Source organism: Paenibacillus sp. VT-400, assembly GCF_001029205.1.
GTDB classification, from domain to species: domain Bacteria; phylum Bacillota; class Bacilli; order Paenibacillales; family Paenibacillaceae; genus Paenibacillus; species Paenibacillus amylolyticus.
On sequence record NZ_LELF01000067.1, the window covers coordinates 2,244,354 to 2,264,250 of the forward strand.

Genomic DNA, 19,897 nt, shown 5'->3' on the forward strand with positions numbered 1-19,897 from the left:
AATCAATGCTTCAACTCCTGAGGAATGAATGTTAAAATCAATAGAAAAACTTGGGGCGATAACGAGATATGAGTAGTCGTAAACAAAGTTTATTGGAAACAGCACTTGTACTATTTTTAGAGCACAGCTATGCAAATACAACAATCCAGATGATCTTGGATCAATCGGGTGTATCCAAAGGCACATTCTACAAATTCTTCAGTTCCAAAGAAGACTGTTTATATTCTATTATTGATCAGCGTATACAAGAGGATGTTTTCATTCGTAAAGAGCTTGAACAAAATCACTATACATCGGATTATGACCTGCTCGTAGATCAGATTGCGATTCCTATGTCTGTACCTAATAAAGAGCGAGTATGGGAATTATATTGGACGGGTTTTTATTCCGGGGAGATCAACTCAGCCAAACTGGCTACAGTTCACCTAAAATGGCTGTCCACACGCTTGATTCAGGTTTACGGGAACGATATTAGCTTATATGCCAACGAAGGGGCCATATTGTGCTACGGCATATTACATCAGATTGCCAACACATCAAGAAGTCTAAATACGCAAAAACCGGTATGGAGCGAAGTGGTTCCCAAAGTATTAACGTACATTGAAGTGATCCTAAGAACAATGCATCAGAGAAATGAACATATTTTCGACTTTCAGTCTCTCTATTTCCTGAATGCCGATGAGCGTAACCATGATATGGGTCTGGACATCGATAATATATTGATCGAATTTGATGAGTTCAACAACCGTGTACAAAAATCCAAGGAATCTGCATCATTCAAGCAACTTTCGAAGGGGCTTTTAGCGCTACTACAGGATCAAGACGATTTAAATATTCCTGTAATCGAAGTGGTGCTTCAAGCGTTTCACAAAGAGTACAAATCCAGTGCGTTTCAATCTGAAGCCAATAGACTGACCGAAGCCTGTTGGTGGTATTTGGAACTAGTGAAGCAACGTAATTAATATGGGGGTTGGCTCGTAGCCGACCTCTTTTTTTGCTTTTTTATGCCCGTATTTTTTATTAATATACTATTAGTATATTAATAAAATGTTGTTATAACAGTTGTTTTATGATGTTTAAACTATGATATTTGAAATTAAATATACGAGTAGTATATAATCGGAATGAACATATATTTCCATAGATTTGAATAACTTCACTTCGAAAGGAAGATTATTATGAATCATTCGAATAACCAGACATCAGAAAAAGCAGAATTTAATTTGTTTAGCGAAGAAAATAGTAAAGATCCATTTGCCATGTTTGCACAGATGCGTGCCAAAGGTTCCGTTGTCCCTATTCCTAATCCAATGGGTGGAGCAGGGCAAACCTGGATTGTAACTCGGATGGACGTTGCCATGGAAGTGCTGAAAGATCACTCTCGATTTACGGTAGATATGAACTCTATTGATAGTGGCAATGATATTCGAAAGAATCTCTCAGGTGAGCTTGGTTCATCGGAACCCCAGACCTTTTTTACCGGAAAGTCGATGCTCTTTGTTGATGAACCGGATCACCGAAGACTGCGTAGCCTGGTTTCCAAAGCGTTCACGCCAAGATATATGGAAAGCCTGCGTCCACGCGTCCAGGAAATTGCCGATGAGTTGATTGACCAATTCGAAGGAAAGGGAGAGATGGATCTTGTAAAAGACTATGCCTATCCTTTCCCAATAAACGTTATTTCCGAAATGTTGGGTATACCTCAGGAAGACCGACCTCAGATTCATGTATGGTCTGAAGCTATTGCAAAAGGTCTTGGTTTTGGTAAACAGGATCCTGCCGTAGCGCAGCACTTGCGATCATTCGCAGAGTACACCTCACAACTTGTGGCGAACAAACGAGTAGAACCTTCAGATGACCTCATCAGTCAATTGATTGCGATTGAGGAAGAGGGGGATCGACTGAATGAAGATGAATTAATATCCATGATCACGTTATTGATATTTGCCGGACATGAGACAACTTCCAATCTGATTGCAACTGGTTCTTATCTTCTTCTGACCCATCCCGAACAACTGGAACAACTGAAACAAGATCTGAATCTGGTTCCTTCTGCGGTAGAGGAGTTGCTGCGATTTAACGGACCCGCGACTTCCTCAGGTCCTCGTTATGCAACACAGGACACGGAGCTCGATGGACAATTGATTCAAAAGGGAGATGTTGTGATTCCCCTTCTGAAATCAGCGAATCGGGACGAGCAGCAGTTCACTGACCCCGAAGAGTTGGATATCGAACGCAAAATAAAACGGCATTTGGCCTTTGGACACGGCATTCATATGTGTCTTGGCGCTCCGCTTGCTCGTGTAGAAGGGGACGTGGCGTTTACTACGCTTTTACGTCGGCTACCGGATATTCAGCTCAGTATTCCTCAGGAAGAGATTCATTGGCACTCTGCTTTGTCATCACAGGGATTGGCAGCATTGCCCGTAAAATTTTAATAGATAAACTTAGTGTGACCCATTGGAGTATGACGAATTATCGTCATACTCTTTATTTGTATAGATGATAGAATGGAATGAACAAGAAACATATTAATGGATTGAACACTGCTTAATGTAAAAGATAAAGTGGGGTACATAATTTTTGTGGTGGAGGTAAACCTTATGAATAAAGATGAACAATTCATGCATAAAGCCATTGAGATTGCTCTGCAAGCTCGCAAAGAAGGAAACGAACCATTCGGCTCATGATCGATTAGCGGAAATTGCTGGCGGCAACATCATGATCTCGTGTGAAGAAGTATTCGACAAAAGTCCTCAAAAGCCTGAAGTAACAGGGAAATTACTTAACACAGAAGGCTTAAAAGTTTTCGAAGGATATCAATTTCATTCCAACGCGTAATCAGATCAAAAAATTAATTTTAAATTATTGCTTGATTTTTTTTTCGACGTCTGATAGTGTAAGACCTGTGATTTTGGGAAGTTAATTTATCAATATGAATTAGAGCTTTCCAGCAGATAATTTTGACCACTTCACCAGGAAGTTAAGGCCATACGGACAGCCGGGTCAAACGCCGATTGGCAACTTATGTTGCTTTATTGATTGAGTTCAAAGCTCAAATTTTATAAGTTGGTTACTTTACAACCAGTGCAATTGCACATCAACTTGTGAAACGGTCAATAAGAGTGGTAAAGGCGAATTATTTGCTATATAGACTCTGATCCAATATTGATATACATGAAGAAGCTTTCCGCCAAAGGAGTTCTTGTGAACTTTTTTGGTCATGGAGACTTCACGTCTTTTTTATGATGTATATCGATAAGCAAGTGTGATGATGCGCGATTGCGAGCATTTTTCACCTTGCTTTTTTTGTTGTCTTGTTGTCACCGTATTAAACCAATTTTAAAAAAAATACATATTGGGATAGGAGAATGTAAAATGGGAAAAGCACTAATCATCGGCGCCGGCGGCGTTGCTTCCGTGGCAGTACACAAATGCGTTCAAAACAGCGAAGTTTTTGAGGAAATCTGCATCGCGAGTCGTACAAAATCAAAATGTGATGAACTCAAAGCCAAGCTGGACGGCGGAAAAACAAAAATTACAACAGCACAAGTTGATGCTGACAATGTTGACGAACTGATCGCTCTGATCAACGAAGTTAAACCGGATATCGTTATGAACCTCGCTTTGCCGTATCAAGATCTGACAATCATGGATGCTTGTCTTGCAACTAAAACAAATTACATGGACACAGCGAACTATGAGCCACATGATACAGCGAAGTTTGAATACAGCTGGCAATGGGATTACAAAGAGCGTTTTGAACAAGCAGGCATCACTGCATTGCTCGGTAGTGGATTTGACCCAGGTGTGACTGGCGTATTCTCCGCTTATGCCCTGAAGCACTACTTTGACGAAATTGAGTATATCGACATTCTGGACTGCAATGGCGGCGACCACGGCTATCCGTTCGCAACCAACTTCAACCCTGAGATCAACATTCGCGAAGTATCTGCGAACGGAAAATATTGGGAAAATGGTGAATGGATCGAAACGAAGCCGATGGAAATCAAACGTGTCTACGACTTCAAAGAAGTTGGCGAGAAAGACATGTACCTGTTGTACCATGAGGAATTGGAATCTTTGGCAAAAAACATGCCAGGTCTGAAACGTATCCGTTTCTTCATGACATTTGGCCAAAGCTACCTGACTCACTTGAAAGCTCTTGAAAATGTAGGCATGACTTCAATCGAGCCTATTGAATATGAAGGTAAACAAATTATTCCACTGCAATTCCTGAAAGCAGTACTGCCTGATCCAGCATCCCTTGGACCACGTACTGTAGGTAAAACAAACATCGGTTGTATTTTCAAAGGTAAAAAAGACGGCAAAGACAAAACATATTATGTTTACAATATCTGTGATCACCAAGAGTGTTATAAAGAAGTGGGTTCCCAAGCGATCTCTTACACAACAGGCGTTCCAGCAATGATCGGTGCAGCAATGGTCATGACAGGCAAATGGAACAAACCAGGCGTATATAATGTAGAAGAGTTCAACCCAGATCCATTCATGGAAGAGTTGAACAAATGGGGCCTCCCATGGGTAGAAGACTTCAACCCGGTACTCGTTGATGAGCTGCCAGAAGAAGTTAAAGAATCGGAGCTTGTTCGCTAAAATGCGGTTCGAGCAATTACCGACACCATGTTTTGTTGTTGACGAGGCGCTTATTGAGAAAAACCTGAAAATCCTGAACGGTGTTATGCAGCGTACAGGTGCCAAAATCGTGCTGGCTCAAAAAGCATTCTCTATGACTGCGATGTATCCGCTGATTGGAGAATACCTGAGCGGTGCAACGGCAAGCGGTTTGTATGAAGCGCGTCTGGGCCATGAGGAAATGGGCAAAGAGAATCATGTCTTTGCTCCAGCATACCGCGCAGAAGAGATCGACGAGATTATCTCCATCTGCGACCACATTATTTTCAACTCATTTTCGCAGCTTGCAAAATTCAAGGATAAGGCGCTTCAAGCTGGCCGTAAGGTCGGCTTGCGCGTCAACCCTGAATGCTCTACCCAAGAAGGACATGAGATCTACGATCCGTGTTCTCCGGGTTCGCGTTTTGGCGCGAAACTGGAGGATTTCGATGCAGACCTGTTGGAAGGCGTCTCCGGACTGCACTTCCACACACTGTGTCAGCAAAACTCCGACGATCTGGAGACTACGCTGAATGCAGTGGTCGAGAAGTTCGGACAATGGTTGCCGCAGATGGAATGGATCAACTTCGGTGGTGGGCACCATATCACACGTGAAGATTATGATATTCCAAGACTGGAAGCATGCATCAAGCGTATGCAGAACGATTATGGCCTGGAAGTATATCTGGAGCCGGGAGAAGCTGTTGCGCTGAACGCGGGTTATCTGGTGACCTCTGTGCTGGACTTCCATAAAAACGGTATGGACATCGCTATTCTGGATACTTCAGCTACGTGTCATATGCCGGATGTGCTGGAAATGCCATATCGTCCGCCGCTGATCGGTTCGGGAGAAGTAGGCGAGAAAGCCCATCTGTATCGTCTTGGTGGACAAACCTGTCTGTCTGGTGACGTAATTGGGGACTATTCATTCGATCAGCCTTTGCAAGAAGGCGACCGTCTGGTATTCGAGGACATGGCGATTTACTCCATGGTGAAAACCAATACGTTCAACGGCATGCCGCTTCCAGCGATTGCAATCAAAAGAAAAGACGGCGATTGCGAAGTTGTTCGCGAATTCGGATATCAGGATTTCAAAATGAGGCTGGCATAATTACTTCATTATATAGTAAGTATTAATATAGAATTGAAAATAAATACAAAGAAGGGAACCTGGAGACAGGTTCCCTTTTTAACGTCCAATGAAGTTTAACGATTAGATTTAATGATGTTTATCAGTGAGGTTAGGTGAATGTTTACCGGTATTGAGCCGACTTAGCTTCGACTTCAGTTTTCGGGTTAATTTTTCGGTTTAGAGGCTGCTCGTGCAGCGTAGGGAAAAATCGGTTCTCTTAGTTCAAAATCATACGTCAACCCATCCACAATGCCGACTACACTTTCACTGTCATACAACTCTAGCAAAAATCCAGCCATTTGTTCCGCCGTATGGAACTTGGGAACTCTGCCTTCATATTCAAACTCATCTACATTAAAAGAATGTTTCGCAAATTCTGTCTCGGTTGCAGCCGGTGCGAGAACCTTGGCTTGCATCGCTGCGTTCTTACCTTTTAACTCTTGCGCAAGTCCTTCCGTAAAGGCACTTACATAGAACTTGGTTGCGCAGTAGGTTACTGCATCGGCTACAATCGTATATCCACCACCAGAGGAGATATTAATGATCTGTGTGCCATCAACATCTGCATAATCACGTACATACAGGGAAGAAAGAATCGTAAGAGCTTCTATATTTAGATGAAGCATCTGTTCAATCTTGGGCAGATGTTGTTCGCCCACGGAAGCAAAATTTCCGAATCCGGCGTTGTTAATCCACGTCTCAATGGAGTAAGCGTGAAGACTCTCATAGAATTCATGCACATTAGCGGCAATGGACAAATCCACTGTACGAATGACAACATCCAGAGCAGGATTGATTTCAGCTACTTTTGCTTTTAACTTGTCCAATTCATCGGTTCTGCGTGCTGCCAGAATTATATTTTTGTCACGAGCTGCAAAAGCTAAAGCCGCTTCATATCCAATGCCTGAACTGGCACCGGTAATCACTGTATATTTCATGGGAATTCCTCCTGGATCTGATTTCATTTTTTATTGTGATGTGACCACGAGTTGACTATACTGATTAGAGCTTACTCTAAGTCAAGCGGGAAAATGGAGGGGAGGTTAACCATGCATACCATTGGTGAAGTGGCAGAATTACTCCATATCAGTGCACATACGTTGCGTTATTATGAGAAGGAACAGATTGTAACTCCTCTCCGAGATGCCAGTGGAGACAGGCGATACAACGAGTCACACCTGAAGTGGCTGCAATTTGTGATCAAATTAAAAGAGACTCAAATGCCCATTGCTATTATTAAGAAGTATGCGTCCTTGTTTAAGGAAGGGGAGCATACGGCGGCGGATCGTTTGAAGCTGCTGGAGGAGCATAAAGAGTCGATTCAAAAACAGATGCACATACTTAACACAGCAGATGAGATGCTTGAGCGTAAAATTTCGTCGTATCGAACGCTCATCGGACAATGAACTAACACACACAAATGACGATCTATTGCCAAAACAGTGATTTTTATTATAGACTGTTTTTTATCGGTTGTTCATCAAGGGGGAAATGCAATGCATCAAAACAGAAAACAAAAGTCAAACAAGTTAAAGATTCTCTCCAAAGTATTATTGATTATCATTGGGGGATTTATAACGGCATATGGCCTCGAAGCCATATTGATCCCGAATAATGTCTCAGATGGTGGTGTCACAGGTCTGAGTATCGTAGGATCACAGCTGTTCGGATTACCACTGGGGATGCTCATCGGGATTATTAACATTCCATTTGTGTGGCTCGGGTACAAGCAAATCGGAAAAAGCTTTGCGTTATATTCGATCATCGGTATTGCTTCACTCGCAATCAGCACCAGTCTGATGCACCATATACCAACCATCATTGAAGGTGATACCTTGCTTGTTACGGTTGTCGGCGGGATTATCATCGGTTTTGGTATGGGACTTGCATTACGTAATGGTGGCGCATTGGATGGCATAGATATGCTGGCTGTACTCCTTTCGCGAAAAGTACCTTTTGGAACCAGTGATCTCATTCTGTTCCTCAACATGTTTGTATTTATTGTCGTTTCTACCGTGTTCGGTCTGCAAGGTGCGATCTTGTCAGGACTTGCGTATTTTATTGCTTCTAAAGTAATACATATTGTTGAAGAGGGCTTGAGCGGCTCCAAAACGTTTAAAATTATTACGAATCAACCTGAGATTATGGTTGAAACCATTCGGGACCGTTTAGGCCGTGGAGCAACGTATACCGAGGCTTACGGTGGCTACTCTAATGAGCAATTCAAGGAAATTACTTGTGTCATTAACCGGATGGAAGAGAGTAAAATTAAAGATATCATTCACGAAATTGACCCAACTGCTTTTGTAGTCGTATATGATGTTGCTGAAGTGAGAGGCGGCAATTTCAAAAAGAAAGATATTCACTAACATACAAAAACGCGCTGACAGGAGGAATACTCTTGCCAGCGCGTTTTTGTTTACCTTATGCATATAAAAAAAATCAAGCTTCCGTAAAAATTGTACTGAAGCTACTGTCAATACCTTCAATATATAATGGAACAGCATATACCTTTTCAATTCCAGATAAATCATGGTTTAAATTCATATCCTCTATAAGTAGAATGAACTTGCCATCAACCCGACCTTTCCCGAGCATAATTTGATGAAAAGCGATAGCTTCATCCACGTGAATCACAGAGCCTGAAGAGATCATATCCATCCCAACTGCTCGCAATGAATCAAAAACCATCAGGTAGCTTGCAGCATCCGCTGCAAACCCTGGGTTATGATCCCTATAACGAATAGGGTCAGATGATCGAAACTTTCCAAAACCTGTGCGTATGAGCAGTAGATCAGAGCCAGCGATCTGATGTTCATAGGGCTCCAGGTCAGCTTTGGTAATAAGTTCATCATCACCTTTGGGAATATCGAGGATTGTTGGATGAGTAAAGATAAAGTAGTCTATTGGAATCTCGCTTATTTTTAGACCTTGCGGATTGAAATGCCAAGGCCCGTCAATATGAGTTCCATTATGGTTGAGAGATGTGATAATAAATTGGTTATACAGATCTCCTTGATCTATGCTGGACTGCTGCTGAATCTCAACAGGAGGATTATCTTTATAAACGGGAGTATTTACACTAAGAGGATAGGACAAGACGATCCGCTTCATCTGTTGTTCTCTCCTTTATGTCACACAGGTTCTATATAATGTTTGGTGAATGTATGGACTCATATTATGAAAGGAATCGGTACTTCATGCATAAGTACAGCTCTCTTATGGAAAACTTCTGTAGTACGAATTAAATTGCATGACTTCAAGTATGTATGGGAGGTTAGCATAGTGACAAAACAGGACCCGCAAGAGCTTTTGAAGCAAAAACACGAGCTGGATGAGCAAAAGAGACAGTTCACTAATTTTTCGCGAAATATTTCCGGTCATGGTGAGGTTGAAGCTGGTCAAGAGTTCAGTGTTGACCGGGTACCAGATGATCAAAACCGTATGAAATCGGTTGAGAACAGACGCGGCGAAGTCTAGAACGTTACAACATAAGCCGATCCTTTCATGGATCGGCTTATTCGTGCGTAGCAATTTATCGAATAGGAAGATATATGTTGTAGTTGAGAATGATTATCGATAGAATGGAGAAAAGTGAAAATATCCGCTGATTTCGCTGATGTTTTGCTAACTTAATGGGTTGTGGAAGGTGAAGGAAGAGATGCACGTAGAAGAGCATGTGAAGTTATGGAATCTGGCCTCAATTAAAATATGGGAAGTGCGTCACGTCGTCGTGCGCGCTGGCGAACCCATCCATGCCTATCGATTTCCAATTAGCGGTTTTATATATACAGTTCGCGGCAATGCAACGATTACGCTGGATGACACGATGTACGCGATCGATCAGATGCAAGTCTTACATGGAGGCAAGGGGGTATGGATGAATATTTCCCTGAACGAGGATTCATTCGAATTTTATTTGATGTTTTATCGGGCTAATTTGTCGTTATCCAATACTCGTGAGAATCAAGCTCTGCTCAGGCAACATGTCCCGTTTCACGTGCAATATGCTTTCGCCCCAAGCTATCCCATTGACTTATATGATAAAGTCCAAAAAATAGAGCAACATTGGGAACGGACAGATGCGTTCTCGAAATTTCAGGTAAAGACGTTATTTTATCAATTTATTAATGAATTAATGAGGCAGTTAAGTGCACAAGGAATTGAGACTGCCAAGCCCGATCTGGTAGCTCAAGCCGTTCGTTATCTTCAAGAGAACTACATGTTGCCCGTTATGGTCGATCCGCTCGCAGAACTTCTGGATTGCAGTGCAGGGCATCTGTCGAGAACGTTCAAGAAAGAGACAGGCAGCAGTCTGATTACCTATTTAACTCGGATACGGATGTACAAAGCCAAGGAGCTGCTGTTGCACACAGATGCATCTCTTCAGAAGATTGCCGAGGCAATCGGCATTCCAGATGTGATCTATTTTAATCGTTTATTTAAAAAGCATTTTGGCCTTTCACCAGGTCGGTTCAAACAAAAATGTATCGCCCTGCCAACCGGTCAGAATAATGCTATTCAAGAATCAGAATTGTCCATTGTCAGTCCCATGCATCGCGGTTATGATCCTATTGATGATGATAATTATTATCAATACAAACCCAAAGGAGAATCACTTACATCTATGAGATCGAGAAAACCCGTTGCATTGCTTTTGATGCTCAGCCTTACATTATTAATATCAGCCTGTTCCCCTTCTCAGGGCAGTTCAGCAACAAGCAGTAATGGAACAAGCGGTAACAATGCTCCAACCACCGAAGATGCGCAATCCACCGAATCAGCAGTACAGGAGCGTGTTGTTAAGCATCCTTGGGGAGAAACTGTCATCAAAGGTGATCCTCAGCATATTATTTCGTTGTTCCCGGCTGCAACTGACTATTTGTTAGCACTCGGTATTGTACCCCAGGCAGCATCCAGTAATGAGGAGGGGAGTGATCAGTTTCCTACCTACCTGTCCGATCAACTACAAGGAAAAGAAAATCTGGGCTGGCAGGTTGATCCCAACTACGAAAGCATATTGGCGGCAGAGCCAGACCTGATTATCGGTCAGGATTTCATGAGTGATGCCTATGACAGCCTCAGCAAAATTGCGCCTACCTTGCTGGCAGAGAAGCTGCAGGACGAGCAAGGTATTATTCGTATGAAGACAAGCCTGTTACATATGGGAGATATGTTAGGGAAGACGGATCAGGCCAAACAGGTCATTGAAGAATACGAAAAGAAAGCTGCAGAAGCCCGTGAGAAAATCAAGCAATACATCGGAGACGAGACCGTGATGTTCCTGCGTTTATCCGATAAAGAAGTGCGTTATTACAGTAAAAGAAACTATGAGGTTCTGTACGACGATCTAGGCCTGACACCTCCTGTATCCATACCTGACCCGACAGATTCAATGAAAGTAATCTCCATGGAGTCGTTACCATCGATTAATCCCGATCATATTTTCCTGTTGTCATCAGACGAGAATGAAACGACAGAATTGCAAAAAACAGCAGTGTGGAAAAGCCTGAATGCTGTTAAAAACAACAATGTCTACATCGTTGACTACGGCTTGTGGTTCCAAGGTCCGGGAGGACCCATTGGACAGAGCAAGATTATCGACGAAGCGGTAAATTTCCTTACCCAATAAATAAGGAAACGAGACAGGAGGATTAATGCATATGGAAACGTCCGTCGTAGAGAAGCTCATTCGTGAACGAAGAACCATTCGTCAGTTCAATGGCAAACCGCTGGCCAAAGAAACGATCATGCACTTGCTGGAAGCGGCCGTGTGGGCACCTGTTCATTCCCGTAAAGAGCCATGGCGCTTCATATTATTTGTAGAAGAAGGTCGGAAGCAATTTGCTGATGCGGTGCTACATACGTTTTCCAAAGATGAGCGGGAGCGCTGGACAGAGAAGTTGCAAAAGGACTATTGCGAATCTATCCAAGCCCATCTGCTGGTTGTGATTGAGGCTGATCCGAGACAACGGGTATGGGAAGATGCTGTGGGGGCTAGTGCTGCCCTTATTCAAAATATTCAACTCCTGGCATGGGAGCAGGATATCGGCGTAGTGTGGAAGACAAATGAATATAATTTCGATCCTGATTTCTACTTCAAGACCGGTGTGAGACCAGGGGAGAGAATTGTTGGCACACTTCATCTGGGGTATTTTGATACAAACAAGGTTCCCAAACCTCGTCCTCGCACACCCGTAGAAGAATTGATGACCTTTGTCTCCACGGCAAGAGCAGAAGTACAGTAGTAGTGATACTTCATACGGTTCCGAGCTGTGAAACGAACTCATTGTAAGCCGCGAACATAGCGGCTTTTTTGCATAATTGAATATCGATGTTGATTGGATGTCAGACATTGAGGAGTTCAAACTGTTTCTGATTAACGTTATCTCACACTGCCTGCCAAATCATGAACGAAATGAAATACAAATTCGGCGGTCAATAAATGGATGGTTGAGGCCATATAGGTGGTAGTCAATCGTTGTAAAAGGTCGTATATTAATAATATGTCGATTGTGGGAGTGAACATGTACCACATCGCAAAATGATAAACGATTTTACATAGAAGGACGGGAAAAAATGGACTTTAAACCGCTTGCTTCATTTATTGACCGCATTACATCCTGGCGTGTACCGTGGGCAGAGGTGCTGGTGATGCATCGAAATGATACCGTTTTCCATTATCGTAATGGATACGCCAATCTGGAAGAGAAAACACCTATCGGTGATGGAGCGATCTTCAATCTATACTCCATGACCAAAATTATGACCTGCGTGGCAGGATTGCAACTGGTTGAGAGAGGTGAAATGCTGCTAAGCGACCCACTGTCTGATTATCTGCCAGAGTATGCTGAGATGACGGTAAAGAAAACGATGGCGAACGGCGAGATCCGGCTGGAAAAGGCGACAAAAGCCATTACAGTTCGTGATTTGTTCACCATGACCGCCGGGTTCTCGTATGACGTGGGTAGTCCAAGCATTCAAGAAGCTGTAAAAAGCACCGACGGAACATTGCCAACACGTGACTTCGCGAGAGCGCTTGCGAAAGAACCACTGCTGTTTGAACCAGGGACACACTGGAATTACAGCATGTGCCATGATGTGCTAGGAGCCTTGGTGGAAGTGGTAAGTGGCAAACGCTTTGGTACCTATCTGCGGGACGAAATTACCGGACCCCTTGGCATGAACGATACAGCGTTTAATCTGAACGATGAGCAGCAGACACGCCTGATTCCACAGTATGCTTATAATGATGAGCTTGAAAAGGCTGTACGTTTTGACGGCAATGGATTCCGTGTGGGTACGGAGCTGGAAAGCGGCGGTGCAGGGTTGCTATCAACCGTTAGCGATTATGCACGTTTTCTGAACGCGCTTACTGGGCATGGTACTAGTCCCGAAGGCGTGCGCATTCTGTCACAAGCTTCAGTGGAACTGATGCGAACGGACCACCTGAACGAGATGACTCGTGCTGATTATTCATGGGATCATATGTATGGATACGGCTATGGACTAGGTGTCCGTACACATATCTCCAAAGCAGGCAGTGGTTCGCTGAGCCCGCTTGGTGAATTTGGATGGAGTGGTGCTGCTGGTTGTATGGCTATTATTGATCCGGATTCAGAGCTTACAGTCATGTATGCACAGCACCTGCTTAACAGTCAGGAACCATACGTTCAACGACGCTTACGTAATGTGGTTTACTCCTGTCTATAAATCATATCGTATTCGAAGTTACTTGAAGAGCCGCTAAATAGCGGCTTTTTTATGTTATATGATTCGAAATCTATTAATTAGATTGTTATTTCTTTATTAGAAAGGGTATGTTATCATTCTTAGGAAATTAGTACTAGTAGGAGGATATGCTTATTTAACATGAACCTAAATTAATTACATAGTTTGATCAAGATTACACGCTAACAAGTACCTGTTTGAATGTTGAGATTGTGAACGATTCATAATTAGAAAAGAGCTGTTGGATTTTATTTTTTACTCAAAGGAGAGTCATCGATGACACCCTAAGCACCAATCAAAATGGGCTTCTCTGGCCTTACTTACCTTATTCGTCTACGTTCTGAGCGCATTGCTCCTTCTACCACCCAATGCTGCTGCCAAAGGAGAGCAAATCTCCGCCAAACAGCTCGAAAGTATGAGCCGGCTTTCATTTACGCTTCGTGATGCCAAGCAAACGGCTTACACCGTTTATATTTTCGCTTATGATGAACAGAAGAGAACGCTAACCGAAGAAAATGGTTGGACCAACAATAAAAAAGGCGACAAGAGTTATTCAGGAACGTATCGTGCAGCCTTGCTGAAAAAAGGTGCAGCATACGGAACTGTTCAGGCAGCAAAACTGGATCTGAGTACGATTATTTTGCCTCAAACCTGGAACTTTGTTGTGAAAAGCAAAGAGGCTAGTACACCAGACATGCTGATGATCACCGATGGGGAACTTCTAATTTCAATGAGGTGAAAACGTATATTGTTCGTTCCGGGGAATTGCGCCGTGTAACATATGTCGATAATAAGGGAAAAAAAATCGACGATTCCTACTCTGCAAGCAGAGATGATGGAATCCGTACTCTTTCAGGTGCTCGAGTGCAGTTCAAAAATTACAACAACCTTCAATTCGTCTATGGGGTTGATACGTTTAAGTTGAATGTGAATAAATTGGAAATGCGCTTGGAAGATACGCGCAACCTTCGTTCAGATGCTTGGCCGAACTCGGGTGTTGGCGATCGCGCTTACCTGAAAAGCCTGAAGGAAGCCGCTTTAAAGGGTGTATTGCCAGGCCGGACGGACATCAAGATTGGTATGACGCTTCAAGCAATGCAAAAAAAGTTGGGGAAACCCAATTCTCGTTCAAACGGGGAATGGGGAGCGTACTATTATTATTCTAAATTCGGCGTCGGGTTTGATTCATACATGCACGAGCTTAGCAAGAAATCACGTATTGCGGTTATCCAGCTTTACAATGAAAAGCAGTATCTCTCACCATGGAATGTGAAACGATGGATGGGAAAACCCACCTCGGAATATTATAATGAAGTTGTTGGTGGTTATGAGATGGAATATGAGCTGGGTAAGCACACTATAGTTTTTAATTATTTGGAAGAAGAAGACTTAATTGACTTTACGAATATATATTAAGGTATAACATCGTAAAGAAATGAAGCATAGCTTAATCACATTTACATGAAAAGCCGCTAATTAGCGGCTTTTTTTGTTATCCATGAAAGTGGGACGCGTAGTCTATTTCATTGGAGTGTTATTAGAGCTTTGCACAGAACGTACACGATTGACTAAATAAATGCCGACTGACACGAACAGTAATGCGACCAGATTTTTCAGTTCCAAGATCGTTTCCCCCAGAAATAACGCTGATAATAAAGCGCCAAACACAGGGATAAGGAAGTTGTAGACAGACACTCTTCCGACCTTGTTGTACTTGAGAAGCATATTCCATAGACAAAATGCGACAGATGACAGCAAAGCCAGGTAGATTAAGTTACTCGTGGATTCCAAGGTGAAATGGGTGACACGACCGCCGAGTGATAGACCTAACAGCGTAAGTACCAGTCCCCCGACGAATAAGCTGACACCTGTTATGATCAGAACATCGATCGTAGCCGTGAGACGTTTTGCGTAAAGGGCTGTAACGGAAAAAACAAGTGCCGCTATAATAACGAAGCCTTCGCCTGTGAATGAAAAGGAAAAAGCAAGCAGATCCGTATGGAAGTTTACGATGATTACACCAACGAATCCAAGCAAGCAACCAACGATTTTATTTCTGCTTAATTTGTCGTTTTTATAGATGAAATGGGCCAGAACAACACTGAAAAAGGTTGTAGTAGCGTTCATAATGGAGCCTTTGACACCTGTCGTATTGGCTACGCCAACGTAGAAAAACATATATTGCAAACCGGTTTGCAATATACCTAACATGATGAGGCCTGTCCACTGAGGCTTGGTTAATTGGAGCTTCTGTTTTCTAACGATACGAGACAGGAGCAAGAGCAGCATACCCGCCAGTGTAAACCGGTATCCTGCAAATACATACTTGGAAGCAATATCTTCCGGCATTATGTTAAATGCAATATATCCAAGTTTGATGGATGGGTACGCACTTCCCCATAACAAGCAACAAAGGCTTGCCACGAGCATGACAAAAATGGGATCACTAAATTTACTCGGTTTCTCAAGGGTATTTCTCTCTATCACTTTCGATCTTCTCCTCACATTTCATGTACATATGTATGTATGAATCTATTAACATCCTCACTGACCATATCACATATCGCTAATCTTTGTAATGATAATTAATAAACCGCTCCTCAGCTGATAAGAATATCAAGAAGGAACGGTTCATGAGGAGTCTATGTTATAGATTCCTTTCTAATAAAATCCCTATTTGTTCTGCGACAATATGAGGTTGCCGGGGTAATCCATTCGTGAAATAGGATTCCACGATACCCACGATTGCTGTACCAAAGAACGTGAGAATCACTTCTTTTGTTAGTCCTTTATTTTTCCCCTCCGTCACATTCACCTCATCTTCCAGTTCTTCAATGACAAGAGCCAGGAAGCGATTGCGGAAAAAAGGGGCTCCTTTACTCAGTAACATAGCCGAGAAAAATGAATAGTGAACTTCAAAATATTCGAACCAAAGTACATTGCTTTCTATAAAATCCAGATCGGATGCTTCTTTGCACAATCTTCGTAGTTCATCGATATGTTCTTCAATTAATTTATCCAGCAAGTCAAATTTGTCCGAATAGTGATGGTATATCGTTCTGCGGCCGACATTTGCATGATCAGAGATATCTTGCATCGTAATGGTATCAAAAGGTTTCTCATTCATGAGTTTGATAAAAGCGGATTTGATCGCTTCCTGAGACTTAAGTATTCTTCGATCTGTAATAGAAACGATAGTAATCACCATTCTTTCCAGAGAGTAATTGCACAAATGTTGTCTCCTTGCGCCATAAGGCACAGATCGGGTTCATTTGATCCTTGCAGAGGCAGTGCAATTATTCTATATTATACACGAATGTGCGATATCGCACGTATGTGTGTAATCATTTTTAGGTCAACATAGGAGCAGGACGCATTAATCAATAAGATCACATTGGAGGAAATAAAATGGTTAAACATGAAGAAGTTAAAGATGGAGTGATATTCCCGGTAGGAGAAAAAAACGAAGCATTTTCGCAATATTTCATAGGGCAAAGTTATCTCCAATCCTTGGTTGCTGATCCCAAAGTGAATGTGGGTGTTGGGAATGTAACGTTTGAACCGGGATGCAGAAATAACTGGCATATCCATCGCGGTGGATTTCAGCTGTTGTTAGTGACTGGTGGGGAAGGTTGGTATCAGGAAGAAGGAAAACCTGCTCAATTCCTAAAAGCCGGCGATGTTATTGTGACTCATGATGGTGTAAAACACTGGCATGGTGCCGCTAAAGATAGTTGGTTTGAACACATTGCGATCACTGCGGGTACACCGGAATGGTTGGAACCAGTGACAGATGAAGTTTACGGGAAGTTGTAAAATAAACGCTATGAATTGATTTATTCGAAAATGTTACTCCTAATTTGTTAAATTAAAGGCTATTTAAGTTCAGCGAGATTGCTGATTCTTATGTTGATCTGGGTGCCATCACTCTGAATTTTAATCGAGTGATGGCTCTTTACATCTATGAAGTATCAATCTCCCTGGCAGGAAGAAACCATGATATAGATGGATTCCAGTGCACTTTATGTATACTTGGAGAAATTTCCAGAATGAAAACGCTTGTCAAATTGAAAATAATATGATAATTTAATGTCTGTAACCGGTTACACATAGAGGAGAGCAACTTATGACAACAATTAAAGACGTAGCTCAACTGGCTGGCGTATCTGTTGCCACCGTATCCAGAGTCATTAATGATAGAGGTTATGTTCATGCGGACACACGCAAGAAAGTGGAAGATGCTGTGAAGGCGCTTAACTTTTCGCCAAATGAAGTGGCTCGCTCATTATATAAGCGTAAATCCAAACTGATTGGACTGTTGTTGCCGGATATTACGAACCCTTACTTCCCGCAGTTGGCCCGCGGCGTAGAGGACCGGATGCAGGAGCAGGATTACAGACTGATATTTGGAAATAGTGATGAGGATGAACGGAAGGAGCAGGATTACATCCAGACGTTTATCCAGAACAACGTGGTTGGTGTGATCTCTTCAACGAACTACCCTCATTCTTCAATATATGAAAAACTGAAGATTCCCGTGGTGTTTCTGGACAGAACTTCACTGGATCGTCCATCCGTGTATGCAGATGGCAGGGAAGGTGGAAGACTAGCGGCAAGGGAGATTATCAAACGCGGCAGTCGCCGGATCACAGTTATGCAGGGACCGTCACAGATCAGACCCGCTCAAGATCGTTTTGAAGGGGCGATTGAAATCATCCGTGATGCTGGGTTAGACTACCGGGTGATCCAGACGACCTCATTTTCAATTAACGAGGCAGGGGTATGGGCTGAAGAATTATTCAGAAAGTACGCGGACACAGACGGCGTCATTGCCAGCAATGACATCGCAGCCATGGCAGTACTGCATGAGGCATCACGGATTGGAAGAAAGGTTCCTGATGACGTACAAGTGATTGGTTTCGATGATATTCCGATGAGCAGCCTGTTATCGCCGGCATTGTCCACCATCCGTCAGCCAGCATACGAGATGGGAAGAGCAGCAGCGGGATTACTTATCCAGCTTGTGGAACAAGCTGCAGTAGAGAACAAAAACATACAGTTGCCCGTAAGTTTCATCGAACGGGGCACTACGAGAAAGGTGAGATCAGATGGCTAAAATATGTGTAATTGGAAGCAGTTCGATGGATCTGGTTGTTACTTCGTCAAGACGGCCGGGGGCGGGTGAAACCGTTCTTGGCGATAGCTTCAAAACGGTTCCAGGTGGCAAAGGAGCCAATCAGGCTGTTGCCGCTGCACGACTGGGTGCCGAGGTTGCGATGATCGGCCGGGTAGGCGACGATGCTTTTGGCAAAGATATTGTAGAGAACTTTAGAGCAAATGCTGTAAATACGCAAAATGTGAAACCGGTTACACATTTAGAAAGTGGTACGGCTCATATCATTCTGGCAGAAGGTGATAATAGTATCGTAGTGGTTGAAGCGGCGAATCGGGAAGTCACTCCTGCATATGTCGATGAAGCAGCTGAAGTGATCCGCGATGCAGATATCGTATTAATTCAGCAGGAAATTCCGGAGGAAACGGTTGTGCATGTGAGTGCATTGTGTGCAGAATTCGGAACACCGCTGCTGCTTAATCCCGCACCGGCGAGAACATTGCCGCAAGAAGTGATCGACAACGCTGCATATATCACGCCGAACGAGCATGAAGCCGAGATTTTATTTCAGGGTATGAGTCCGGCACAGGCATTACGTCAGTATCCTAACAAGTTGTTCATCACGGAGGGCAGTAAAGGTGTACGTTACTTTGATGGCACTGAGGAAATTCTAGTCCCAACTTATAAAGTTGAGGCTGTTGATACTACTGGGGCAGGAGATACGTTCAACGCCGCATTTGCAGTTGCTTTGGCTGAAGGAAAAGCGTTGCAAGAGAGTATACGCTTCGCCAATCGGGCTGCATCGTTGTCCGTCACCAAGTTCGGAGCGCAGGGCGGTATGCCAACGCGTGATGAAGTAGAGGAGAGCTTGTAATGAAAAGAAATGGCATGTTGAATAGTCACATTTCCAAGATTTTGTCTGATCTGGGCCATACAGACATGATTGCGATTGCGGATGCAGGTCTGCCAGTACCGGACGGGGTACTCAAAATTGATCTGGCACTCAAACTGGGAACACCAAGTTTTCGCGAAGTGGTGGAAGTGATCGCAGAAGATATGGTCATTGAGAAAGTCATTGTGGCTGAAGAGATTCGCAAAGGCAATCCCGTAGCCATTCAATTCATCACAGAGAAATTCGGGGTAGAAGCCATCGATGCTTCCGTTAGCCATGAACAATTCAAAGCATTAACTCGGCAGGTGAAAGCGGTCATCCGCACAGGTGAAGCCACACCCTATGCCAATTGCATTTTACAATCGGGAGTCCATTTCGGTTAAAAGGAGGTTGC

At 43.1% G+C, this 19,897-nt stretch carries 20 protein-coding genes; 16 read left to right on the forward strand and 4 right to left on the reverse strand.

Annotation, left to right across the window (positions count from 1 at the left end):
* Positions 1 to 68: 68 nt before the first annotated feature.
* The 4 genes from EL84_RS20655 to nspC all read left to right on the forward strand — a co-directional run bounded on the left by EL84_RS20655 (position 69) and on the right by nspC (position 5,746).
* Positions 69 to 962 carry a TetR/AcrR family transcriptional regulator gene (locus EL84_RS20655; RefSeq protein WP_047842922.1) on the forward strand — a complete coding sequence of 298 codons (894 nt, stop codon included), beginning with the start codon at positions 69 to 71 and terminating at the stop codon, positions 960 to 962.
* Positions 963 to 1,178: 216 nt separating this feature from the next.
* A complete protein-coding gene (locus EL84_RS20660) occupies positions 1,179 to 2,438 on the forward strand; it encodes a cytochrome P450 family protein (RefSeq protein ID WP_047842923.1) in 1,260 nt (419 codons plus the stop codon).
* A 940-nt stretch (positions 2,439 to 3,378) separates the two neighbouring features.
* Complete coding sequence (locus tag EL84_RS20665) at positions 3,379 to 4,617, forward strand: saccharopine dehydrogenase family protein (protein WP_036616010.1); 1,239 nt, start codon at positions 3,379 to 3,381, stop codon at positions 4,615 to 4,617.
* A 1-nt stretch (position 4,618) separates the two neighbouring features.
* Entirely contained in the window at positions 4,619 to 5,746 is a 1,128-nt protein-coding gene (gene nspC / locus EL84_RS20670) for a carboxynorspermidine decarboxylase (RefSeq protein WP_036616008.1), read from the forward strand.
* A 185-nt stretch (positions 5,747 to 5,931) separates the two neighbouring features.
* On the opposite strand, the gene EL84_RS20675 is transcribed toward nspC, so the two are convergent.
* Entirely contained in the window at positions 5,932 to 6,705 is a 774-nt protein-coding gene (locus tag EL84_RS20675) for an SDR family NAD(P)-dependent oxidoreductase (RefSeq protein ID WP_047842924.1), read from the reverse strand.
* 111 nt (positions 6,706 to 6,816) lie between these two features.
* Here EL84_RS20675 and EL84_RS20680 point away from each other — a divergent pair, with 111 nt between their 5' ends.
* Together EL84_RS20680 and EL84_RS20685 are read left to right on the forward strand one after the other, a co-directional pair.
* Positions 6,817 to 7,173 (forward strand): MerR family transcriptional regulator, encoded by a 357-nt coding sequence (locus EL84_RS20680; RefSeq protein WP_047842925.1) that lies wholly within the window; start codon positions 6,817 to 6,819, stop codon positions 7,171 to 7,173.
* A gap of 90 nt (positions 7,174 to 7,263) precedes the next feature.
* Positions 7,264 to 8,136, forward strand: coding sequence for a YitT family protein (locus EL84_RS20685; RefSeq protein ID WP_017688526.1), 873 nt, complete (start codon positions 7,264 to 7,266; stop codon positions 8,134 to 8,136).
* Positions 8,137 to 8,209: 73 nt separating this feature from the next.
* On the opposite strand, the gene EL84_RS20690 is transcribed toward EL84_RS20685, so the two are convergent.
* Positions 8,210 to 8,881, reverse strand: coding sequence for a cyclase family protein (locus tag EL84_RS20690; protein WP_047842926.1), 672 nt, complete (start codon positions 8,879 to 8,881; stop codon positions 8,210 to 8,212).
* Between the two features lie 171 nt (positions 8,882 to 9,052).
* Between EL84_RS20690 and EL84_RS20695 the strand changes: the two genes are divergently transcribed.
* The 6 genes from EL84_RS20695 (at position 9,053) to EL84_RS20720 (ending at position 14,914) form a co-directional block, all read left to right on the forward strand.
* Complete coding sequence (locus EL84_RS20695; RefSeq protein ID WP_017688524.1) at positions 9,053 to 9,247, forward strand: hypothetical protein; 195 nt, start codon at positions 9,053 to 9,055, stop codon at positions 9,245 to 9,247.
* Positions 9,248 to 9,428: 181 nt separating this feature from the next.
* Positions 9,429 to 11,399 carry an AraC family transcriptional regulator gene (locus EL84_RS20700; protein WP_047842927.1) on the forward strand — a complete coding sequence of 657 codons (1,971 nt, stop codon included), beginning with the start codon at positions 9,429 to 9,431 and terminating at the stop codon, positions 11,397 to 11,399.
* Between the two features lie 31 nt (positions 11,400 to 11,430).
* Positions 11,431 to 12,015, forward strand: a complete 585-nt coding sequence (locus tag EL84_RS20705) for a nitroreductase (protein ID WP_047842928.1) — start codon at positions 11,431 to 11,433, stop codon at positions 12,013 to 12,015.
* Positions 12,016 to 12,346: 331 nt separating this feature from the next.
* A complete protein-coding gene (locus EL84_RS20710; RefSeq protein WP_047842929.1) occupies positions 12,347 to 13,480 on the forward strand; it encodes a serine hydrolase domain-containing protein in 1,134 nt (377 codons plus the stop codon).
* A gap of 433 nt (positions 13,481 to 13,913) precedes the next feature.
* A complete protein-coding gene (locus EL84_RS20715) occupies positions 13,914 to 14,237 on the forward strand; it encodes a hypothetical protein (protein WP_047842930.1) in 324 nt (107 codons plus the stop codon).
* A 26-nt stretch (positions 14,238 to 14,263) separates the two neighbouring features.
* A complete protein-coding gene (locus tag EL84_RS20720; protein WP_161799441.1) occupies positions 14,264 to 14,914 on the forward strand; it encodes a DUF4309 domain-containing protein in 651 nt (216 codons plus the stop codon).
* Positions 14,915 to 15,016: 102 nt separating this feature from the next.
* Here EL84_RS20720 and EL84_RS20725 read toward each other — a convergent pair whose 3' ends face one another.
* Together EL84_RS20725 and EL84_RS20730 are read right to left on the reverse strand one after the other, a co-directional pair.
* Positions 15,017 to 15,985: a DMT family transporter gene (locus tag EL84_RS20725; RefSeq protein WP_152683047.1), complete on the reverse strand. Its 969-nt coding sequence runs from the start codon at positions 15,983 to 15,985 to the stop codon at positions 15,017 to 15,019.
* Between the two features lie 160 nt (positions 15,986 to 16,145).
* Positions 16,146 to 16,706 (reverse strand): TetR/AcrR family transcriptional regulator, encoded by a 561-nt coding sequence (locus EL84_RS20730; RefSeq protein WP_047842932.1) that lies wholly within the window; start codon positions 16,704 to 16,706, stop codon positions 16,146 to 16,148.
* Positions 16,707 to 16,906: 200 nt separating this feature from the next.
* Here EL84_RS20730 and EL84_RS20735 point away from each other — a divergent pair, with 200 nt between their 5' ends.
* From EL84_RS20735 to rbsD, 4 genes are all read left to right on the forward strand, one after another.
* Positions 16,907 to 17,314 carry a cupin domain-containing protein gene (locus EL84_RS20735; RefSeq protein ID WP_047842933.1) on the forward strand — a complete coding sequence of 136 codons (408 nt, stop codon included), beginning with the start codon at positions 16,907 to 16,909 and terminating at the stop codon, positions 17,312 to 17,314.
* A gap of 310 nt (positions 17,315 to 17,624) precedes the next feature.
* Complete coding sequence (locus EL84_RS20740) at positions 17,625 to 18,614, forward strand: LacI family DNA-binding transcriptional regulator (RefSeq protein ID WP_047842934.1); 990 nt, start codon at positions 17,625 to 17,627, stop codon at positions 18,612 to 18,614.
* Positions 18,607 to 19,485 (forward strand): ribokinase, encoded by an 879-nt coding sequence (rbsK, locus tag EL84_RS20745; RefSeq protein ID WP_047842935.1) that lies wholly within the window; start codon positions 18,607 to 18,609, stop codon positions 19,483 to 19,485. The genes EL84_RS20740 and rbsK overlap by 8 nt, the downstream gene beginning before the upstream one ends.
* Positions 19,485 to 19,886, forward strand: a complete 402-nt coding sequence (rbsD, locus tag EL84_RS20750; RefSeq protein WP_047842936.1) for a D-ribose pyranase — start codon at positions 19,485 to 19,487, stop codon at positions 19,884 to 19,886. Before rbsK ends, rbsD begins: the two co-directional genes overlap by 1 nt.
* The last annotated feature ends 11 nt before the right edge of the window (positions 19,887 to 19,897 follow it).

Coding starts and splice junctions, on each gene's coding strand:
- EL84_RS20685 (WP_017688526.1), top strand. CDS start 7,264: ATGCATCAAAACAGAAAACAAAAGTCAAACAAGTTAAAGATTCTCTCC.
- EL84_RS20700 (WP_047842927.1), top strand. CDS start 9,429: ATGCACGTAGAAGAGCATGTGAAGTTATGGAATCTGGCCTCAATTAAA.
- EL84_RS20740 (WP_047842934.1), top strand. CDS start 17,625: ATGACAACAATTAAAGACGTAGCTCAACTGGCTGGCGTATCTGTTGCC.
- EL84_RS20730 (WP_047842932.1), bottom strand. CDS start 16,706: ATGGTGATTACTATCGTTTCTATTACAGATCGAAGAATACTTAAGTCT.
- EL84_RS20660 (WP_047842923.1), top strand. CDS start 1,179: ATGAATCATTCGAATAACCAGACATCAGAAAAAGCAGAATTTAATTTG.
- nspC (WP_036616008.1), top strand. CDS start 4,619: ATGCGGTTCGAGCAATTACCGACACCATGTTTTGTTGTTGACGAGGCG.
- EL84_RS20735 (WP_047842933.1), top strand. CDS start 16,907: ATGGTTAAACATGAAGAAGTTAAAGATGGAGTGATATTCCCGGTAGGA.
- EL84_RS20680 (WP_047842925.1), top strand. CDS start 6,817: ATGCATACCATTGGTGAAGTGGCAGAATTACTCCATATCAGTGCACAT.
- EL84_RS20715 (WP_047842930.1), top strand. CDS start 13,914: ATGAGCCGGCTTTCATTTACGCTTCGTGATGCCAAGCAAACGGCTTAC.
- EL84_RS20705 (WP_047842928.1), top strand. CDS start 11,431: ATGGAAACGTCCGTCGTAGAGAAGCTCATTCGTGAACGAAGAACCATT.
- rbsK (WP_047842935.1), top strand. CDS start 18,607: ATGGCTAAAATATGTGTAATTGGAAGCAGTTCGATGGATCTGGTTGTT.
- rbsD (WP_047842936.1), top strand. CDS start 19,485: ATGAAAAGAAATGGCATGTTGAATAGTCACATTTCCAAGATTTTGTCT.
- EL84_RS20675 (WP_047842924.1), bottom strand. CDS start 6,705: ATGAAATATACAGTGATTACCGGTGCCAGTTCAGGCATTGGATATGAA.
- EL84_RS20665 (WP_036616010.1), top strand. CDS start 3,379: ATGGGAAAAGCACTAATCATCGGCGCCGGCGGCGTTGCTTCCGTGGCA.
- EL84_RS20655 (WP_047842922.1), top strand. CDS start 69: ATGAGTAGTCGTAAACAAAGTTTATTGGAAACAGCACTTGTACTATTT.
- EL84_RS20690 (WP_047842926.1), bottom strand. CDS start 8,881: ATGAAGCGGATCGTCTTGTCCTATCCTCTTAGTGTAAATACTCCCGTT.
- EL84_RS20710 (WP_047842929.1), top strand. CDS start 12,347: ATGGACTTTAAACCGCTTGCTTCATTTATTGACCGCATTACATCCTGG.